18 protein-coding genes, 3 tRNA genes and 1 pseudogene are annotated in these 16,668 nt (G+C 53.2%); 11 read left to right on the top strand and 11 right to left on the bottom strand.

Annotated elements, in window-relative coordinates; all coding sequences use genetic code 11:
* Positions 1-339: 339 nt before the first annotated feature.
* The 8 genes from AC0TOY_RS09875 (at position 340) to AC0TOY_RS09840 (ending at position 6,704) form a co-directional block, all read left to right on the top strand.
* On the top strand, positions 340-1,461 hold the full coding sequence (locus tag AC0TOY_RS09875) for a branched-chain amino acid ABC transporter substrate-binding protein (protein ID WP_023312277.1): 1,122 nt from the start codon (positions 340-342) through the stop codon (positions 1,459-1,461).
* 99 nt (positions 1,462-1,560) lie between these two features.
* Positions 1,561-2,475 (top strand): ABC transporter permease subunit, encoded by a 915-nt coding sequence (locus AC0TOY_RS09870; RefSeq protein ID WP_032646250.1) that lies wholly within the window; start codon positions 1,561-1,563, stop codon positions 2,473-2,475.
* Positions 2,476-2,486: 11 nt separating this feature from the next.
* On the top strand, positions 2,487-3,761 hold the full coding sequence (gene livM, locus AC0TOY_RS09865; protein WP_417927710.1) for a high-affinity branched-chain amino acid ABC transporter permease LivM: 1,275 nt from the start codon (positions 2,487-2,489) through the stop codon (positions 3,759-3,761).
* Positions 3,758-4,633, top strand: coding sequence for an ATP-binding cassette domain-containing protein (locus AC0TOY_RS09860; protein WP_473721780.1), 876 nt, complete (start codon positions 3,758-3,760; stop codon positions 4,631-4,633). Before livM ends, AC0TOY_RS09860 begins: the two co-directional genes overlap by 4 nt.
* Complete coding sequence (locus AC0TOY_RS09855; RefSeq protein ID WP_032646253.1) at positions 4,630-5,346, top strand: ABC transporter ATP-binding protein; 717 nt, start codon at positions 4,630-4,632, stop codon at positions 5,344-5,346. The genes AC0TOY_RS09860 and AC0TOY_RS09855 overlap by 4 nt, the downstream gene beginning before the upstream one ends.
* Positions 5,347-5,500: 154 nt before the next feature.
* On the top strand, positions 5,501-5,992 hold the full coding sequence (locus tag AC0TOY_RS09850; protein WP_024909777.1) for an Hcp family type VI secretion system effector: 492 nt from the start codon (positions 5,501-5,503) through the stop codon (positions 5,990-5,992).
* Positions 5,989-6,468, top strand: a complete 480-nt coding sequence (locus tag AC0TOY_RS09845; RefSeq protein ID WP_473721779.1) for a DUF2778 domain-containing protein — start codon at positions 5,989-5,991, stop codon at positions 6,466-6,468. Before AC0TOY_RS09850 ends, AC0TOY_RS09845 begins: the two co-directional genes overlap by 4 nt.
* Positions 6,465-6,704, top strand: coding sequence for a hypothetical protein (locus AC0TOY_RS09840; RefSeq protein WP_024909775.1), 240 nt, complete (start codon positions 6,465-6,467; stop codon positions 6,702-6,704). The genes AC0TOY_RS09845 and AC0TOY_RS09840 overlap by 4 nt, the downstream gene beginning before the upstream one ends.
* A 118-nt stretch (positions 6,705-6,822) precedes the next feature.
* Here AC0TOY_RS09840 and AC0TOY_RS09835 read toward each other — a convergent pair whose 3' ends face one another.
* On the bottom strand, positions 6,823-7,500 hold the full coding sequence (locus AC0TOY_RS09835; RefSeq protein ID WP_090419729.1) for a DUF2076 domain-containing protein: 678 nt from the start codon (positions 7,498-7,500) through the stop codon (positions 6,823-6,825).
* Positions 7,501-7,877: 377 nt separating this feature from the next.
* Between AC0TOY_RS09835 and AC0TOY_RS09830 the strand changes: the two genes are divergently transcribed.
* Positions 7,878-8,507: a hypothetical protein gene (locus AC0TOY_RS09830; RefSeq protein ID WP_290093312.1), complete on the top strand. Its 630-nt coding sequence runs from the start codon at positions 7,878-7,880 to the stop codon at positions 8,505-8,507.
* 496 nt (positions 8,508-9,003) lie between these two features.
* Here AC0TOY_RS09830 and AC0TOY_RS09825 read toward each other — a convergent pair.
* From AC0TOY_RS09825 to uvrY, 6 genes are all read right to left on the bottom strand, one after another.
* Positions 9,004-9,090: transfer RNA gene (locus AC0TOY_RS09825), tRNA-Leu, on the bottom strand.
* An 11-nt stretch (positions 9,091-9,101) separates the two neighbouring features.
* A tRNA-Cys gene (locus AC0TOY_RS09820) sits at positions 9,102-9,175 on the bottom strand.
* A 46-nt stretch (positions 9,176-9,221) separates the two neighbouring features.
* Positions 9,222-9,297: transfer RNA gene (locus tag AC0TOY_RS09815), tRNA-Gly, on the bottom strand.
* 152 nt (positions 9,298-9,449) lie between these two features.
* On the bottom strand, positions 9,450-9,998 hold the full coding sequence (pgsA, locus tag AC0TOY_RS09810) for a CDP-diacylglycerol--glycerol-3-phosphate 3-phosphatidyltransferase (RefSeq protein WP_023336158.1): 549 nt from the start codon (positions 9,996-9,998) through the stop codon (positions 9,450-9,452).
* A gap of 56 nt (positions 9,999-10,054) precedes the next feature.
* Positions 10,055-11,887 carry an excinuclease ABC subunit UvrC gene (gene uvrC, locus AC0TOY_RS09805; protein ID WP_048990602.1) on the bottom strand — a complete coding sequence of 611 codons (1,833 nt, stop codon included), beginning with the start codon at positions 11,885-11,887 and terminating at the stop codon, positions 10,055-10,057.
* Positions 11,884-12,540, bottom strand: coding sequence for a UvrY/SirA/GacA family response regulator transcription factor (gene uvrY, locus AC0TOY_RS09800; protein ID WP_013096026.1), 657 nt, complete (start codon positions 12,538-12,540; stop codon positions 11,884-11,886). The genes uvrC and uvrY overlap by 4 nt, the downstream gene beginning before the upstream one ends.
* Positions 12,541-12,913: 373 nt before the next feature.
* Between uvrY and AC0TOY_RS09795 the strand changes: the two are divergent.
* A pseudogene (locus AC0TOY_RS09795) lies at positions 12,914-12,982 on the top strand (hypothetical protein); the annotation flags it as partial.
* Between the two features lie 25 nt (positions 12,983-13,007).
* Positions 13,008-13,232, top strand: coding sequence for a DUF2594 family protein (locus AC0TOY_RS09790; RefSeq protein WP_008500345.1), 225 nt, complete (start codon positions 13,008-13,010; stop codon positions 13,230-13,232).
* A gap of 66 nt (positions 13,233-13,298) precedes the next feature.
* Here the strand turns inward: AC0TOY_RS09790 and sdiA are convergent, their stop codons facing one another.
* From sdiA to dcyD, 4 genes are all read right to left on the bottom strand, one after another.
* A complete protein-coding gene (gene sdiA, locus AC0TOY_RS09785) occupies positions 13,299-14,021 on the bottom strand; it encodes a transcriptional regulator SdiA (RefSeq protein WP_417927563.1) in 723 nt (240 codons plus the stop codon).
* A gap of 221 nt (positions 14,022-14,242) precedes the next feature.
* Positions 14,243-14,995: an L-cystine ABC transporter ATP-binding protein TcyN gene (gene tcyN, locus AC0TOY_RS09780; protein ID WP_008500343.1), complete on the bottom strand. Its 753-nt coding sequence runs from the start codon at positions 14,993-14,995 to the stop codon at positions 14,243-14,245.
* Entirely contained in the window at positions 14,992-15,660 is a 669-nt protein-coding gene (gene tcyL, locus AC0TOY_RS09775) for a cystine ABC transporter permease (protein WP_014884380.1), read from the bottom strand. The genes tcyN and tcyL overlap by 4 nt, the downstream gene beginning before the upstream one ends.
* Before the next feature lie 21 nt (positions 15,661-15,681).
* Complete coding sequence (dcyD, locus tag AC0TOY_RS09770) at positions 15,682-16,668, bottom strand: D-cysteine desulfhydrase (protein WP_032646305.1); 987 nt, start codon at positions 16,666-16,668, stop codon at positions 15,682-15,684.

Raw genomic sequence — 16,668 nt, 5'->3', positions numbered from 1 at the left:
AACGTGCAAACCGTGAGCTTTGCACAACTTATGGGCTTTATTGTTAACGATATGTGATCTCCGCTGTAATTTCTTCTCCTCCCGCAAGGCGGCATAACGCGGCGCTCTATACTCAAACATGTCGCATGCTCGTCAATGGGTTAACCATTCTGGCAACGTTTTTGCTTAACGTTCTTCGCGCGTCCCTGCGCAGGGAAATCTCGCCGTAATATGCAGGATGCCGTCTGTATCTTGTTCGTTTAGTGCATTTTGTTCTTGCTCGTGTTTCGGATTGGCTGCGCCGTCGGGCGTTCGGGTTTACGCCGTGGTGCAAAAACCTCTTTGCTAAGGAACATAATAATGTCGCTGAAATTTATCAGAACTCCTCTTTCTCTTGTGTTGGCCGGTTGCCTGGTGACGGCGTTTTCCGCCCGGGCAGATATTGTGATTGGCGTGGCCGGACCGTTCACGGGTCCGAACGCCACCTATGGCGATCAGTACTGGCACGGCGCTACGCAGGCCGCTGAAGACATTAATGCCGCAGGCGGCATTAACGGTGAGAAAATCAAACTGGTTCAGGGGGATGATGCCTGCGAGCCCAAGCAGGCCGTGGCCGTCGCCAACCGTTTAGTTGACCAGGATAAAGTCAACGCCGTGGTCGGCCATTTCTGCTCCTCTTCCACCATGCCCGCATCCGAGGTGTATAGCGACGCAGGCATTATTGCGATTACCCCCGGCTCAACTAACCCGCTGATCACCGAACGCGGCATGAGCGATATGTTCCGCATGTGCGGCCGCGACGACCAGCAGGGTCAGGTTGCCAGCGACTTTATCATCGACAAGCTGAAAGCCAAACGTGTGGTGATCATTCACGACAAAGACACCTATGGTCAGGGTCTGGCTGACGCCACCAAAGCGGCACTGGCGAAACGCGGGGTTCAGGATGTGATGTACGAGGGGTTATCCCGCGGTGAAAAAGACTTTAACGCGCTGGTCACCAAGATCGGCGCGCAAAAACCGGACGTCGTGTTCTTCGGTGGCTGTCACCCGGAAGCCGGTCCGCTGGTTCGCCAGATGCGTGAGCAGGGCGTACAGGCAAAATTCTTCTCCGGGGACTGCATCGTCAACGAGGAGATGGTGACCGCCGCGGGCGGCCCGCAGTATACCAATGGCATTTACATGACCTTCGGTAAAGACCCGCGCCTGATCCCGGACGGCAAAGCGGTTATAGAGAAATTCCGCGCCGGTAAATTCGAGCCGGAAGGTTACACCCTCTACTCCTATGCCTCCGTACAGGCCATTGCCGCGGCCTTCAAGGCCACCGGCGGCAAGGACTCCGCCAAAGCCAGCGAGTGGCTAAAGGCCAATTCCGTCGACACGGTGATGGGCAAAAAAGCCTGGGACAGCAAAGGCGATCTGAAGGTCTCTGACTACGTGGTTTACCAGTGGGACGACAAAGGGAAATATAAGGAAGTTCAGTAACGGGACGGAGTCACGCTCAACGTCGACGGGCTCGCCCGTCGGCGCGTAATAAACATCAGGCTGCGCGGCTCGCGCAGCCTATAAAACGAGCGCGCTAAGATGAGTACATTCTTCCTGCAACAGTTAATTAATGGCTTAACGCTGGGTTCCGTCTACGGCCTGATCGCCATCGGCTACACCATGGTGTACGGCATTATCGGGATGATCAATTTCGCCCACGGCGAAGTGTATATGATTTCCGCCTATCTCTGCGCCATTGGCCTGGCGCTGCTCTCGTTCTTCGGCCTGCAGTCCTTCCCGCTGCTGATCCTCGGCACGCTGGTGTTCACCATTGTGGTCACCGGGGTGTACGGCTGGACTATCGAGCGTATCGCCTACAAACCGCTGCGCAACTCCACCCGCCTGGCGCCGCTGATCTCCGCCATCGGAATGTCGCTTATCCTGCAAAACTACGCCCAGCTGAGCCAGGGCCCGCGCCAGCAAGGGGTGCCAACCATGCTGGACGGCGTTATTCGCCTGCATCTGGGCGAAGGGTTCGTGCAGATAACCTACACCAAAGTGTTTATCCTGGTTGCCTCGTTTGCCGGCATGCTGGTGCTCACCTGGATAATCAACCGTACCCGGCTGGGGCGGATGTGCCGTGCGGTCCAGCAGGATCGCAAAATGGCCTCCATTCTGGGCATTAATACCGACCGGATTATTTCGCTGGTCTTTGTCATCGGCGCGGCGATGGCGGGCCTGGCGGGGGTGCTGATCACCATGAACTACGGCACCTTTGATTTCTACGTCGGGTTCGTGATCGGCATTAAAGCTTTTACTGCAGCAGTACTCGGCGGCATCGGCTCCCTTCCCGGCGCGATGCTCGGTGGCCTTATCCTGGGCGTGGCGGAAGCGCAGTTCTCGGGCATGGTGAACTCGGACTATAAAGATGTCTTCTCGTTCGGCCTGCTGGTCATGATCCTTATTTTCCGTCCTCAGGGCCTGCTTGGACGCCCGATTGTGGCCAAAGTGTGAGGCAGAGAATGATGACATCACACGGTTTTTCACTTAAACGCTGCATTCTGGACGCGATTTTTTCCGGGCTGATTGCGCTGATTATCTTCGGCCCCATCGCGGGCGTGGTGCTGGACGGGTACAGCTTTAACTTCGCCGGGCAGCGACTGGCCTGGATGGTTGGCATCGTCATGCTCGGACGCTTTCTGTTGAGCGCCTTTTTAGGTACCGCCCCGGGGGCCCGTTTCCAGGCGCGCTTCGAGGCCGATAGCGCGGGCGTATATGTCCGGCCACCGGAATACAAAAGCCGCATGCGCTGGATTATTCCTCTGGTGATTACCCTTGCGATTTGCTTTCCGTTTGTCGCCACTAAATATGTGCTGACCGTCGCCATTCTCGGGCTGATCTACGTGCTTCTCGGTCTGGGACTGAACATCGTCGTGGGCCTGGCCGGTCTGCTGGATCTGGGATATGTCGCGTTCTACGCGATTGGGGCGTACGGTCTGGCGCTGGGGTACCAGTATCTCGGCTTAGGCTTCTGGAGTATGCTGCCGCTGGCGGCAATCATGGCCGCCGCCGCAGGCGCCCTGCTCGGTTTCCCGGTACTGCGCATGCACGGTGACTATCTGGCCATCGTCACCCTCGGGTTCGGAGAGATTATTCGCCTGATACTGAACAACTGGCTGACCTTCACCGGCGGACCCAACGGCGTGTCGGCCCCTCCCCCCACCTTTTTCGGTCTGGAATTTGGACGACGGGCGAAAGAAGGCGGCGTGCCCTTCCACGAGTTTTTCCACCTGACCTACAACCCGAACATGAAGTTTATCTTTATCTACGCGGTGCTCTTTCTGGTGGTGATGCTGGTGCTCTACATCAAGCACCGCCTGACGCGCATGCCGATTGGCCGGGCGTGGGAAGCCCTGCGTGAAGACGAAATTGCATGCCGCTCAATGGGGTTGAACCATGTTCTGGTGAAGCTTTCCGCCTTTACGCTGGGTGCGTCGACCGCGGGCATTGCCGGGGTGTTCTTCGCCACCTATCAGGGGTTCGTGAATCCAACCTCCTTTACCTTCTTTGAATCGGCACTGATCCTCGCCATTGTGGTGCTGGGCGGTATGGGCTCGACGCTGGGCGTGGTGCTGGCCGCCTTTGTGCTCACGGTCACGCCGGAACTGCTGCGCAGTTTTGCCGAGTACCGCGTCCTGCTGTTTGGCATGCTGATGGTGGTGATGATGATCTGGCGTCCACGCGGTTTGATCCGCATTAACCGCAGCGGGTTTGCCGTGCGTAAGGGCGTCGCGCCATGAACGAAACGATATTACGCGTTGAACATCTGATGATGCATTTTGGCGGGATTAAGGCGCTAAACGACGTCAACCTGGAGGTGCAGCGCGGCTCCATTACCGCCCTGATTGGGCCAAACGGGGCGGGAAAAACCACCGTCTTTAACTGCCTGACGGGGTTCTACAGAGCCTCTGGCGGCAACATTTTATTTAATACCCGCCATAAAACGACCAACGTCATTCAGGTACTCGGGCAAAAATTCCAGCCCGGCGACTGGATTAACCCCGCTCAGCTCGGGCAGCGTCTGTTCTACAAAATGTTCGGCGGAACCCACCTGGTCAACCGGGCCGGGCTGGCGCGCACGTTTCAAAATATCCGTCTTTTTCGCGAGATGTCGGTCGTGGAAAATCTGCTGGTGGCGCAGCATATGCGGGTGAACCGCAATCTGCTCGCCGGGATCCTGAATACGCCGTCCTACCGGCGGGCGGAAAGCGACGCCCTGGACAGAGCCTTTTACTGGCTGGAAGTGGTGGATCTGGTGGAGTGCGCCAATCGACTGGCGGGAGAGATGTCGTACGGCCAGCAGCGGCGTCTGGAAATTGCGCGGGCAATGTGCACCGGGCCAGAAATGATCTGTCTGGATGAACCCGCCGCAGGGCTGAACCCGGTTGAAACGCATAAGCTGAGCAGCATTATTCGCTTTCTGCGGGATCACCATGACATCACGGTATTACTGATTGAGCATGATATGGGGATGGTGATGGAGATTTCGGACGACATTATCGTGCTCGACCACGGCGATGTGATTGCCAGAGGAAAACCCGAGCAGATCCAGCATGACGAAAAGGTCATTGCCGCCTATCTGGGCACGGACGAAAGCGAGGTATCCCTATGAGCGAACCGCTGCTGGCTTTTCGCGAGGTGGATGTGTTTTACGGCGTCATTCAGGCGCTGAAGCAGGTCTCTCTTGAGGTGAATAAGGGGGAAACCGTGGCGCTGATTGGCGCAAACGGCGCGGGTAAATCGACATTGCTGATGTCCATCTTTGGTCAGCCTCGTATCCGCAACGGACAGATCCTTTTCGGTGGTGAAGATATCAGCCATAAATCCACCCACTACGTTGCGTCCGGCGGCATTGCTCAGGCGCCGGAAGGCAGACGAATCTTCCCGGATATGACCGTTGAAGAGAACCTGCTGATGGGGACCATTCCCATCGGCAGCCAGTTTGCCGCTGAAGATATGCAAACCATGTTTGACCTTTTCCCTCGTCTTAAAGAGCGGCGTAAACAGCGCGCGATGACCATGTCCGGCGGGGAACAGCAGATGCTGGCGATCGCCCGGGCGCTGATGAGCCGTCCGAAGCTGCTGCTGCTGGATGAACCGAGCCTGGGCTTAGCCCCGATTGTGGTGAAGCAGATCTTCCAGACGCTGCGCGAGCTGGCCCGCAGCGGTATGACCATCTTTCTGGTGGAGCAGAATGCGCACCACGCATTGAAGCTGTCTGACCGCGGGTATGTAATGGTTAACGGGCAGATCCGGCTGAGCGGCAGCGGTGAGGAGCTGCTGGGGAATCAGGAGGTGAGGAAGGCGTATTTGGGCGGGGTGTGATTTGAAACCTAAGGAACCATTAGAAATAATTTCATATAAATAACAATGAGATATTCACGAAAAGTATAGCACGCAATACCTTGAGAAGGCCTGAGTTTGTTGATTTATTAGTCTCTGACAATAACGTCAAACTCACTGAAAAGGAGCGTTCAGAATGGCTATACCCGCATATTTATGGCTCAAAGATGACGGAGGTGCGAATATCACAGGTTCTGTAGATGTTCAGCACCGTGAAGGTAGCATTGAGGTTTTATCGTTTGGCCATGGTTTACACATTCCAACCGATGGCAATACGGGGAAACTAACCGGTACCCGCGTCCACTCCCCACTAACAATCGAAAAAGAGTTTGATTCATCCTCGCCTTACCTTTACCGGGCTGTAGCAACTGGCCAGACCCTAAAGTCAGCTGAAATCAAATGGTACCGTATCAACGATGCAGGGCAGGAAGTTGAGTATTTCAACATGCTTTTAGAAAATGTGAAAATCGTAGGGATCACGCCTGTAATGCATAACGTCAAAAATCCCTCAATGGAAAAACACAATCACCTTGAGGCGATAGAACTGCGTTATGAGAAAATCACATGGAAGCACTGCGACGGGAATATCCAGTTTACTGACGGCTGGAATATTCGGGTTACAGCATGATTATTGCTCGCTATGCATTGAATGGCTTACTGTCATCTATTCTTACCGTTCCGGGGGTAGGAAACTTTCCGGCATTCTCAGGCCAACTCTATGGCAGAAACAATCCGACTATGGCAAGCAAACCAGAAATCGGGCCGATCCCGCCTGGACGTTACTTCATCGTGAACCGACAGAGCGGAGGCAGGCTCGGAGGACTAAGTGATTTTGCCCTGAAAAATATTTATGGTACCGATCGCTCAAAATGGTTTGCCTTATACAAAGATGACTGGCAGATAGATGATCAAGTATTTGTTGAAGGTGTCCGGCGTGGCCATTTCCGCCTCCATCCTATAGGACCAAGAGGGTTAAGCGAAGGCTGTATAACCCTTCTTCATCTGAGTGACTTTGATTACTTGTTCGAAGCTCTTATGAAAACAACTATGATGTCAGTACCTTGCACGAGCTTTAAAGCTTACGGGACAATAACAGTAACATGAGGACTTTTATAGAAATCACCTTAAGCCTTGCAATCGGTCTTATCAGTTTTCTTTTATACACGCGCTGGCTTTTTATTTTGATACCTGCCGAATGGGCTTATGCCGTGATGAATCATTTCGGCACATACGGGATAGAAGCACTGGAGGATACGTTAGTCGATATCGCCTCTTTGTTTGGATTGCTTCCGGCAGTACTTACAGGTTTGTTAGTAAGAAAAGCAGTAAAAAGAATGTGACTTATGAGCCTTCAGGCTTAGCCTCGAAGGCTTTTTTGACTCGGAAACGCAAAACCCCGAAAGTTGGATACCCAACTTTCGGGGTTCACTTCATTTCTGTGGTTTCACGATAACGTCGTTAAATAAAACTGTCGTCGTCATTGCTATAGTCGTCATCTACATCGTCGTTCTGCCAGGTGTCGTTATTATTGCCGAACGGATCGTTCTGGTTGAGGAAACGGGTGTCAGAGACGTTATTAACGTCGCCGTATTGATTACCGACCAACGGTTCACCACCGACAGGCATTGTCGGTTCTTCGATAATGTTCACGATCTCTTCCGGCCGCGACTGATGGAACATGCTGGTAAGCATCTCGGCCAGCGCGATGCCACCGGCCACGCCAGCGGCTGTCTGGAGTGCGCCAGCCATAAAACCGCCGCCGCGAGTAGCCGGCGCTGGCGCCCGTGAGTAATCCTGCGCCGGTGGCTGTTGCGGCTGGGCATTCCAGCTGTTGTCAGGCTGCGGGTTACTTTTCCCACCACCAAACAGGCCGCCGAGGAAACTGCCGCCCGTCGAGGGTTTGCTTTTTTGCGCGGCTAATTCGCTTTCAAGCTCCAGAACGCGGGCCTGCAGGCGTTTCAGCGCCGCTTCCTGAATCAAAATCGATTGCGCCATATAGTAGGGGGCCGCAGGCTGCTGTCTGACGAATTCGGCGATCTGACGCTCTGCATCTGCGTCCCGTTGGCTGTTTTGTTGTCCGGCCTGTTTCAGACGCTCGAAAAGGCCGTTGATAAGCTGCTGTTCTTCATATTGCATGACAATAACCTTCCGCTCTCCAGGGTGGATACCCACCAGTTTATCAGCGGCGGAAATCTGTGTCTGGGGAGTGAAATGTTTGTTTAAGATTGGTTGCAGGTTACCTGAAAATCGCCCTGCTTTCCGGGCTTGATATTAGAGAATTAGGCTTAACGTTCTGGTATGGCAGCAAATTCTCGGGCACAGCACGATCGTGATGACGATGAGATACGCTCACTTCGCGCTAAACTGGAGGCACAAAAAAACCACCTTTCGGTGGTTTCACGACACTGCTTATTGCTTTGATTATTCTTTGTTTTCCCATGGTAGCCGGAGTGGGACTTGAACCCACACAGCGCGAACGCCGAGGGATTTTAAAACTATAAGGAAGGTTAGAAATGGACAGCGCGAAATCCTGGCTGAAGAGTCTGGATGCTGGCGATTCCGGCTTCCAGGTTTCTGTAGCGCAGGGAATGCTCTCTTTTCCGGTTAGCATGTATTACCTCGGTTATGACTTCATAGACACGGCTCATCGCCATGCTAATTTTGATGATCGTGTGAGGATGGCGAACATGTTCAAACGAGGAATATCGGTTACTCAGGAAACTCAAAAAATAGTTAACGCTGTTATCAGAGAGTTCATGTCAAAAGTTAACATGGATAATATTCAGGGGATTGCACAAAATTTTACCGGCGTAATGGTTGGTAAATTCATATTCGCGGAGCTAACCGGAGTAAAACTAGATGCTGCCGTATCGTCACGCATTATGACCTCGTTCGCCCCTGGCGTGGTCATCGGAAGCGCTCTCACGATTGGCGCAGAAACATCGAGAGCTATCTATACGGCTAGAAAGCTTGAAAACCAGAACCCTGTACTCTACTACCGACTTAAGAGTATGGGGGATTTGGATCTTCTGTATTTTCTTGTTGAAGAAAAATTGAAACCTTTTCTTGACGCATGCAGCGTAGCAGATGTAGACAAGCATGAATTTAACGAAGTATGTAAATACTTTTTTGGTGGGTTATGAACACTCAGGACATTATCAAGTTAATAGCATCCCGAATTTTGCGCGGGTTGGGAATGGGAATTGCTTCTGCGGGCCTATTGTCCTGTATTTATTTCTTTTCATTTTCAAAAGACGAATCCCGTTTTATCTGGGGTGCAGCGTCTGGTGCTCTCATTGTCCTTGGTTACTTTATATACCGAATTGCGATACTCAAGGTTTTTGACGAACGTTGAAGACCTCAATTGCTCATACTCCATCAAAAAGCCCACCGATTGGTGGGCCTGGCGTTAGAGGGTCAGGCTTAACTGCTTCCTACCATAATGAGATGACGGAAAAGCATCGGATGGGATGAAATCAGCTGGTAACTTATCGCGTGGTGCGCGTTTGGTTGATGATCGCGGGGCAGTAATGCCCTCTTCTTGTGTCGAAGATGAATGGTGAAAAATAGACAATAAAAAACCACCTTTCGGTGGTTTATACGACACTGCTTATCATTGATTTTATTCTACTTTTCCCATGGTAGCCGGAGTGGGACTTGAACCCACACAGCGCGAACGCCGAGGGATTTTAAATCCCTTGTGTCTACCGATTCCACCATCCGGCCAGGGAAGAAAGTGGAGGCGCGTTCCGGAGTCGAACCGGACTAGACGGATTTGCAATCCGCTACATAACCGCTTTGCTAACGCGCCGTTAAATCTTTAAAGCTGACACCCGCTACTGCGCATGTCTTTAATTTGGAGCGGGAAACGAGACTCGAACTCGCGACCCCGACCTTGGCAAGGTCGTGCTCTACCAACTGAGCTATTCCCGCATGTCATCAAGTAACTGTCTAACCACTTGATTTCATTATCGTCCGACTGGCTGTGCCGCCGTTCGATGCGTTGCATTCTACTGATATGACGTTATGAGTCAACGTTATTTTTTACATCCCCGAATCGTTTGCTGAAATTTACGGCGAAACGATCACTGATCAAGCAAATCCCCGCGCGCAGCGTTCAAATATTGCAGCATGGACCACAGCGTCAGCACTGCCGCCACCCACAGGAGGCCAATCCCCGCCCACTCAACCCAGGCGTTCGGACGCCAGAGCATCCAGACCAGCGCGGCCATCTGCGCCGTCGTTTTGACTTTACCTATCCACGAGACCGCTACGCTGCTGCGTTTCCCCAGCTCCGCCATCCACTCGCGCAGTGCAGAGATGATGATCTCACGGCCGATCATGGTTGCCGCAGGCAGCGTTACCCACCAGGTATGATAGTGCTCGGCCACCAGCACCATGGCGATAGCGACCATCACTTTGTCCGCCACCGGATCGAGGAAGGCACCGAAACGGGTGCTTTGATTCCAGCGGCGCGCCAGATAGCCATCAAACCAGTCTGTTACCGCTGCGATCAGGAAGAGCAATGCGCAGGCAAAAGGTGCCCAGACAACCGGCAGGTAAAACGCCAGCACAAAGAACGGGATGAGTACAACACGAAAAAGAGTGAGCAACGTAGGGATATTATATTGCATAGTGACGGTAACTATTTGTTGTCAGTAAAATTTAGCTCTATGTTGCTACAGAGCCCTCAATGTTTCAACGAGTAGTAGATCTTTTCTGCCAGCCCTTGCGAAATACCCGGCACTTTTGCAATTTCCTCCATGCTGGCGTTGAGTAATCCTTGCAATCCGCCCATATACTTCAGCAGCATCTGACGACGTTTTGGCCCCACGCCTTCGATCGTCTCCAGTGAACTGGTGTTTTTCACCTTCGCCCGTTTTTTGCGGTGACCGCTGATGGCGTGATCGTGCGATTCATCGCGAATATGCTGGATGACGTGCAGCGCCGGGGAGTCCGGTGGCAGACTGAAGCCCTCACCTTCCGGCTCGAAGAACAATGTCTCCAGCCCGGCCTTACGATCGGCCCCTTTTGCGACACCCAGCAGCAGCGGATGGTTTTTATCCCAGCTGACATCAAGCGACTCAAATACTGCTTTCGCCTGGCCGAGCTGCCCTTTCCCGCCGTCAATCAGGATCACATCCGGGATTTTGCTCTCCTCTATGGCTTTACCATAGCGACGACGCAGCACCTGATTCATCGCCGCATAGTCATCACCCGGCGTGATCCCGGTGATGTTATAGCGGCGATACTCGGCGCGCAGTGGGCCATTCGCATCAAACACCACGCAGGACGCTACCGTCTGTTCCCCCATCGTATGACTGATGTCGAAACACTCCATCCGCTTCACTTCCGGAAGCTTCAGCAGCGCCGCCAGGGCCGTTAAACGCTGGTGCACCGTCGACTGCTGCGACAGCTTAGTGGTGAGTGCCGTCGCCGCGTTGGTTCGCGCCAGCTTGAGATAACGCGCACGATCGCCGCGCGGTTTGGTTTGAACATTCACCCGGCGGCCCGCCAGTTCAGAGAGCGAATCGGCCAGCAGGGTTTTATCATCAAGATTAAAATCGAGCAGGATCTCAGAAGGCAACGTGCGCATCTGGCTCCCCTGCAGATAGAACTGGCCGACAAAGGTTTCCACCACTTCACCCAGCTCGGTACCGCCAGGGACCTTCGGAAAATAGCTGCGGCTGCCGAGCACTTTGCCCTGACGTATGAACAGCACATGCACGCAGGCCATCCCGGCGTCAAAGGCGACGCCGATGACATCAAGATCGTCACCGGTATTTGAGACAAACTGTTTCTCCGTGACTCTGCGCACCGCCTGAATCTGGTCGCGGATACGCGCGGCCTCTTCGAACTCCAGAGCAGCGCTGGCTTTTTCCATCCGCGCGATCAGCTGCGTTAAGACCTGATCGTCTTTACCGGCCAGGAACAGGCGCACGTACTCCACCTGCTGGGCATACTCTTCTTCACTCACCAGTCCGGCCACGCACGGTCCCAGGCAGCGGCCAATCTGGTACTGCAGGCACGGGCGCGAGCGGTTACGGTAAACGCTGTTTTCACACTGGCGGATCGGGAAGATTTTTTGCAGCAGCGCCAGCGTTTCACGCACGGCATAACCGTTAGGGAACGGCCCGAAATATTCACCCTTCGCATGTTTTGCCCCGCGATGCATGGCGAGGCGAGGATGGGTGTCGCCGCTTAGAAAGATAAACGGGTAGGATTTATCGTCCCGCAACAGGACGTTATAGCGCGGCTGGTAGAGCTTAATATAGTTGTGCTCAAGCAGCAGCGCTTCTGTCTCTGTATGCGTGACGGTAACATCAATATTCTGAATGAGTGAGACCAGCGCTTCGGTCTTACGGGAGGCCAGATTGCTGCGAAAATAGCTGGAGAGACGTTTTTTAAGATCTTTAGCCTTCCCCACATAGATAACCGTACCGCCAGCGTCATACATGCGATAGACGCCAGGCTGGCTGGTTACGGTTTTCAGAAATGCTTTTGAATCGAACACATCACTCACTGACTTAACAACGTCTCCGCATTACACAAACCATGTCGGATGGCCAGATGCGTCAGTTCGACGTCACCATGAATGTTCAGTTTACTGAACATCCGATAACGATAGCTGTTTACCGTTTTCGGGCTGAGATTCAGCTGTTCCGAGATCTCATTCACCTTCTGACCTTTGGTGATCATCAGCATAATCTGCAATTCACGCTCGGACAAACTGGCAAACGGTGATTCGGTTTTCTCGGGCTCAATCTGACTCAGCGCCATCTGCTGAGCGATGTCGGACGCAATATAACGCTGTCCGGCAAACACGGAACGGATAGCATTGACGACTTCCTGCGGTGCAGCACCTTTACTCAGGTAACCCGCGGCCCCCGCCTGCATCACTTTCGCGGGCAGTGGATTTTCGGTATGCACGGTCAGCATGATGACTTTGGTGTCTACAAAGGTACGCGCGATTTTGCGTGTTGCCTCAAGACCACCGATACCGGGCATGTTCATATCCATCAGCACCACATCGGCGGAGTTAGTACGGCACCATTTTACCGCATCTTCACCACAGCATGCCTCACCGGCAACTTTAATACCTTTAATATCTTCAAGAATGCGTCGTATCCCTGCGCGCACCAGTTCGTGGTCATCAACAAGAAGGACGTTGATCAAAGGAAATGTCTCCAGAATAGGGATAACGCTACTGAGTGATAATTTGGTTTATATTAACGGTTTTCCTGACAAGATTAAAACGTTAAAAAACCGGCTATTCGATTTTGCTCTCGTTTTTGGAAATTAGCCTGTACAGGCGGTGGAAAGAGAGGCCGTGTTTTTAGGGCTCTTGCGGCTTTTTTTAATCATCTGTATTCAAAAAGTTACAAAAAACTTGCAGGCTTTCCCTGCAAAAAAAACAGATCTCAAATTTTTGTAACAATAATTAACGGCAAGCGAGCCGGGCATAAGCAATTAATAGCCTGTAACAGCGCTTCAGTTTACCGGTACGTTCTGTTTACGCAATTAAACATCCACGTAAAAGTACGAAAAACAACCGCTGCATTTTTTGCTTCAGCTTGTGGTATACTCCGCCGCCTTGACTTTCGTCGTCGCGCTTTAGCGCCGTTTAATAATGAGGAAAATAAATGAGCACACCTGAATTTGCCACTGCGGAGAATAACCAGGAACTGGCACAGGAAGTAAACTGCCTGAAAGCACTGCTGACGCTGATGCTGCAGGCGATGGGCCAGGCTGATGCCGGTCGTGTGATCATTAAAATGGAAAAACAAATCGCGGAGATGGAAGACCAGGCTGAATCAGCGGTATTTGCTAACACCGTTAAACAAATCAAGCAAGCGTACCGCCAGTAACAAAAAACGGCTGGATGCAGTGCATTCAGCCGTTCGCTCGTCTGTCACGCAGAACGTTTTACGGGGTCAGATCAGTCCCGTTGCCGCCGCGTAGCATGCGATCTGGGTCTTATTGGGCGCGTTAAATTTCTTCTGCATATTCTTCTGATGGAAGTTAACGGTATTCTCTGAGATCGAGAGAATGATCGCTATTTCCGCTGACGTCTTCCCTTCCGCAGTCCATTTCAGAATTTCACGTTCGCGCTTGCTGAATTTCATTTCGGGTGGCATGACCATCTCATGGTCAAAACGCATCAGAGAGGTTAAGGCCATTTGCACCAGCATTTGCAACCGCAGTTCTATTTCCTCATGGGATAATGGCCCTTCCTGTACACGTGTACGAGAAACAGAGAGGAAGCCGAGCGCATGATTCGGCAGCATCAGGCACTGCGTTATTCCCGCGCGTAAACCGTGGTCCTGGGCGCAATGCCATAATTCCTGCGCCTCAGCGAATAATGCGTCTGTCCAGGGGAGATGCCCCTGAATGAAATTCTCCGCTTTTAAAACCGGATCGATCGCGAAATAGTTCGCGGATTGATATTGCGCCATCCACAGCTTGGGGTAAGTGGTTTGCAGGGAGATCTTAGGGCGGGTAAATGGCACGGGATGGCGCACGCAGAGCGCGTAATAATCAAATTCCAGCGCCTGAGTTTGTCGCTCCAGCTCCTGATATACCTCGGCGGCACAGGTCAACTCCTGAAACCGGAGGGAGCAATCCCGTCGCCAGGTGAAAAAGTCTAAATCCTTCATACTTACTAAATGAAGCCTCTGAACAGATAATCATTATTATGGTGAATATAAGCTAACACAGAAAACTTTTTTCTAACCACAAAATATCGGCAATAGCACAATTAACTTTACTATCGATAAGGTTTACCCGAGCTGGATGGAATAAAAAAACAGAGGCCTTCAGAAAGAGGGAGAATAATTTGCTCCAGGGTAATTTTCTGGAGCAAATGCGTGCAAAAATGCTACTGCATAAGGAATTTTTCAAGGAACTGACGGGTTCGCGGCTGTTGAGGGTTGGCGAATAAGCTTTTCGCCGGCCCCTGCTCCACAATCCGCCCCTGATCCATGAAGATGGCTCTGTCAGCAACATCGCGGGCAAAGCTCATCTCATGCGTCACGATCACCATCGTCCGTTTTTCCTGCGCCAGCTGGCGAATGGTGTTCAGCACCTCACCCACCAGTTCTGGATCGAGCGCTGAAGTCGGTTCATCAAACAGGATCACGTCCGGGCGCATCGCCAGCGCGCGCGCTATCGCCACGCGCTGCTGTTGCCCTCCCGACAGACGCCGCGGATAGCTGGTCTCTTTCCCCGCCAGCCCGACTTTGGCCAGCAGCTCGCGAGCGCGCGCCGTCGCTTCCTCTTTAGGCTCACCTTTAACGATAACCGGCCCTTCAATAATGTTCTCCAGCACCGTACGGTGCGGGAAGAGGTTGAAGTTCTGGAAAACGAAGCCGACATGCTGGCGCAGACGGCGAATCAACCCTTTCTGCTGGCTGATAGATTTCCCGGTATCAATCGTTATCTCCCCGACCCGAATGGTACCGCCTTCCGGCTGTTCAAGCAGGTTAATGCTGCGCAGCAGCGTGGTTTTCCCTGAGCCGCTCGGCCCAATGATTGCCACCACTTCGCCCTGCTCGACTTCAAGATCGATCCCGTGGAGCACCGTTTGACCGTGGAATTTTTTCACCAGGTTTTTGACGTCGATAGCACTCATTTTGGATCACGCTCCTGGCGATTAAGCTGGTTTTCGAAATAGTTTTGCAGGGCAGACAGCACCGTCGCCATCACCCAGTAAATCAGCGAGGCAGCCAGATACATGGTAAAAACTTCAAGCGTACGGGAGGTGATGAGCTGTGCCTGACGGAACAGCTCCGGTACCTGAATCGTTGCCGCCAGGGAAGTATCTTTCACCAGACTGATGAAGCTGTTGCTCAGCGGTGGAAGCGCCACGCGCGCCGCCTGCGGCAGAATGGCCCGGCGAAGCGTCTGCCATGGCGTCATCCCAATACTGGCCGCCGCTTCCCACTGGCCTTTGTCAATGGAGGAGATGGCCGCACGCAGGGTTTCAGAGGTATACGCCGCAGTATTGAGCGACAGACCGATCATCGCTGCGGGAATCGGATCCAGCTCGATACCAAACTGCGGTAAGCCGTAGTAGATCATAAAGAGCTGGGCGATAAGCGGCGTACCGCGAAAGACGGAGATATAAAAACGCGCCAGCCAGCGCACCGGCAGGATGGGTGACATGCGCATTAAGGCCAGCACAAATCCCAGTACCAGCCCGAAGAACATCCCGCCGATACTGAGCTGTAACGTAAATACCGCACCTTTCAGCAGATACGGCAGAGAATCAATAACCAGTTGAATACTTTCTTGCATTATTATTTTTCGACCTGACTTTTAGACATGAGGATGGTAGGCAAACAGCGCAGGCGCCCCGCCTGTATGGACAAATAAAATCGGCCCTTCATCCTTAAAGCGTTTCTGCGCAATGCCATCAATCAGTCCGGCCATCGCTTTGCCGGTATACACCGGATCGAGCAGTATCCCCTCGAGGCGGGCCAGCAGTTTCACCGCTTCCATGCCCTCTTCGTTCGGCGTGCCGTAACCCGGCGCAAAATAGTCATCCCAGAGCAGAATATCGGCCTTTGCCTTCAGCTCCAGTTGCGCGGCGACCGCCTGCTGTAAAGTCACCACTTTCGGCTTCTGATCCGCGACGCTACGGGACACCGTCACGCCAATCAGCTCGACGTCCGGCAGCAGTTGCTCCAGCCCTACCGCCAGCCCGGCATGCGTGCCTGCACTGCCGGACGCGACCACCACGGAGGAGAGGCCCACCGCGCCCTCGCACTGTTGGGCAATTTCCAGCGCACTTTCCACATACCCCAGCGCGCCCAGCGCATTCGAACCGCCAACAGGGATAACGTAGGGGCGGAAACCCTGCGCTTCCAGACGCGTCGCCAGCTCATCGAGCTGGGCGGTCGGGTCGGTCAATGCATCCACCATTTCGACCTGTACATTAAACAGGTCCAGCAGCAGACGGTTACCGTTGGTGAGATAGTTTTCTGCCCGCGTGCCAATCGGGTTTTCCAGCAATGCCACGCAATGGAGTCCGAGCTTTGCCGCCACTGCCGCCGTCTGACGAACGTGGTTGGACTGGATAGCCCCGGCAGTGATGAGCGTATCCGCGCCCTCGCGCAGGGCGTCCGCCGCCAGAAACTCCAGCTTACGCAGCTTATTGCCCCCCATCGCCATGGGCGTCACGTCATCACGCTTAATAAAAATATCGCGCCCTAAATAATCAGAAAATCGCGGCAGGTACTCCAGCGGCGTCGGCGCGCCGATAAACTCCAGGCGAGGAAAGCGCGTTAAATTCTGTAGTGACAT

The organism is Enterobacter sp. PL_is379 (assembly GCF_055817355.1).
This window is presented reverse-complemented; position numbering and strand designations above follow the sequence as displayed.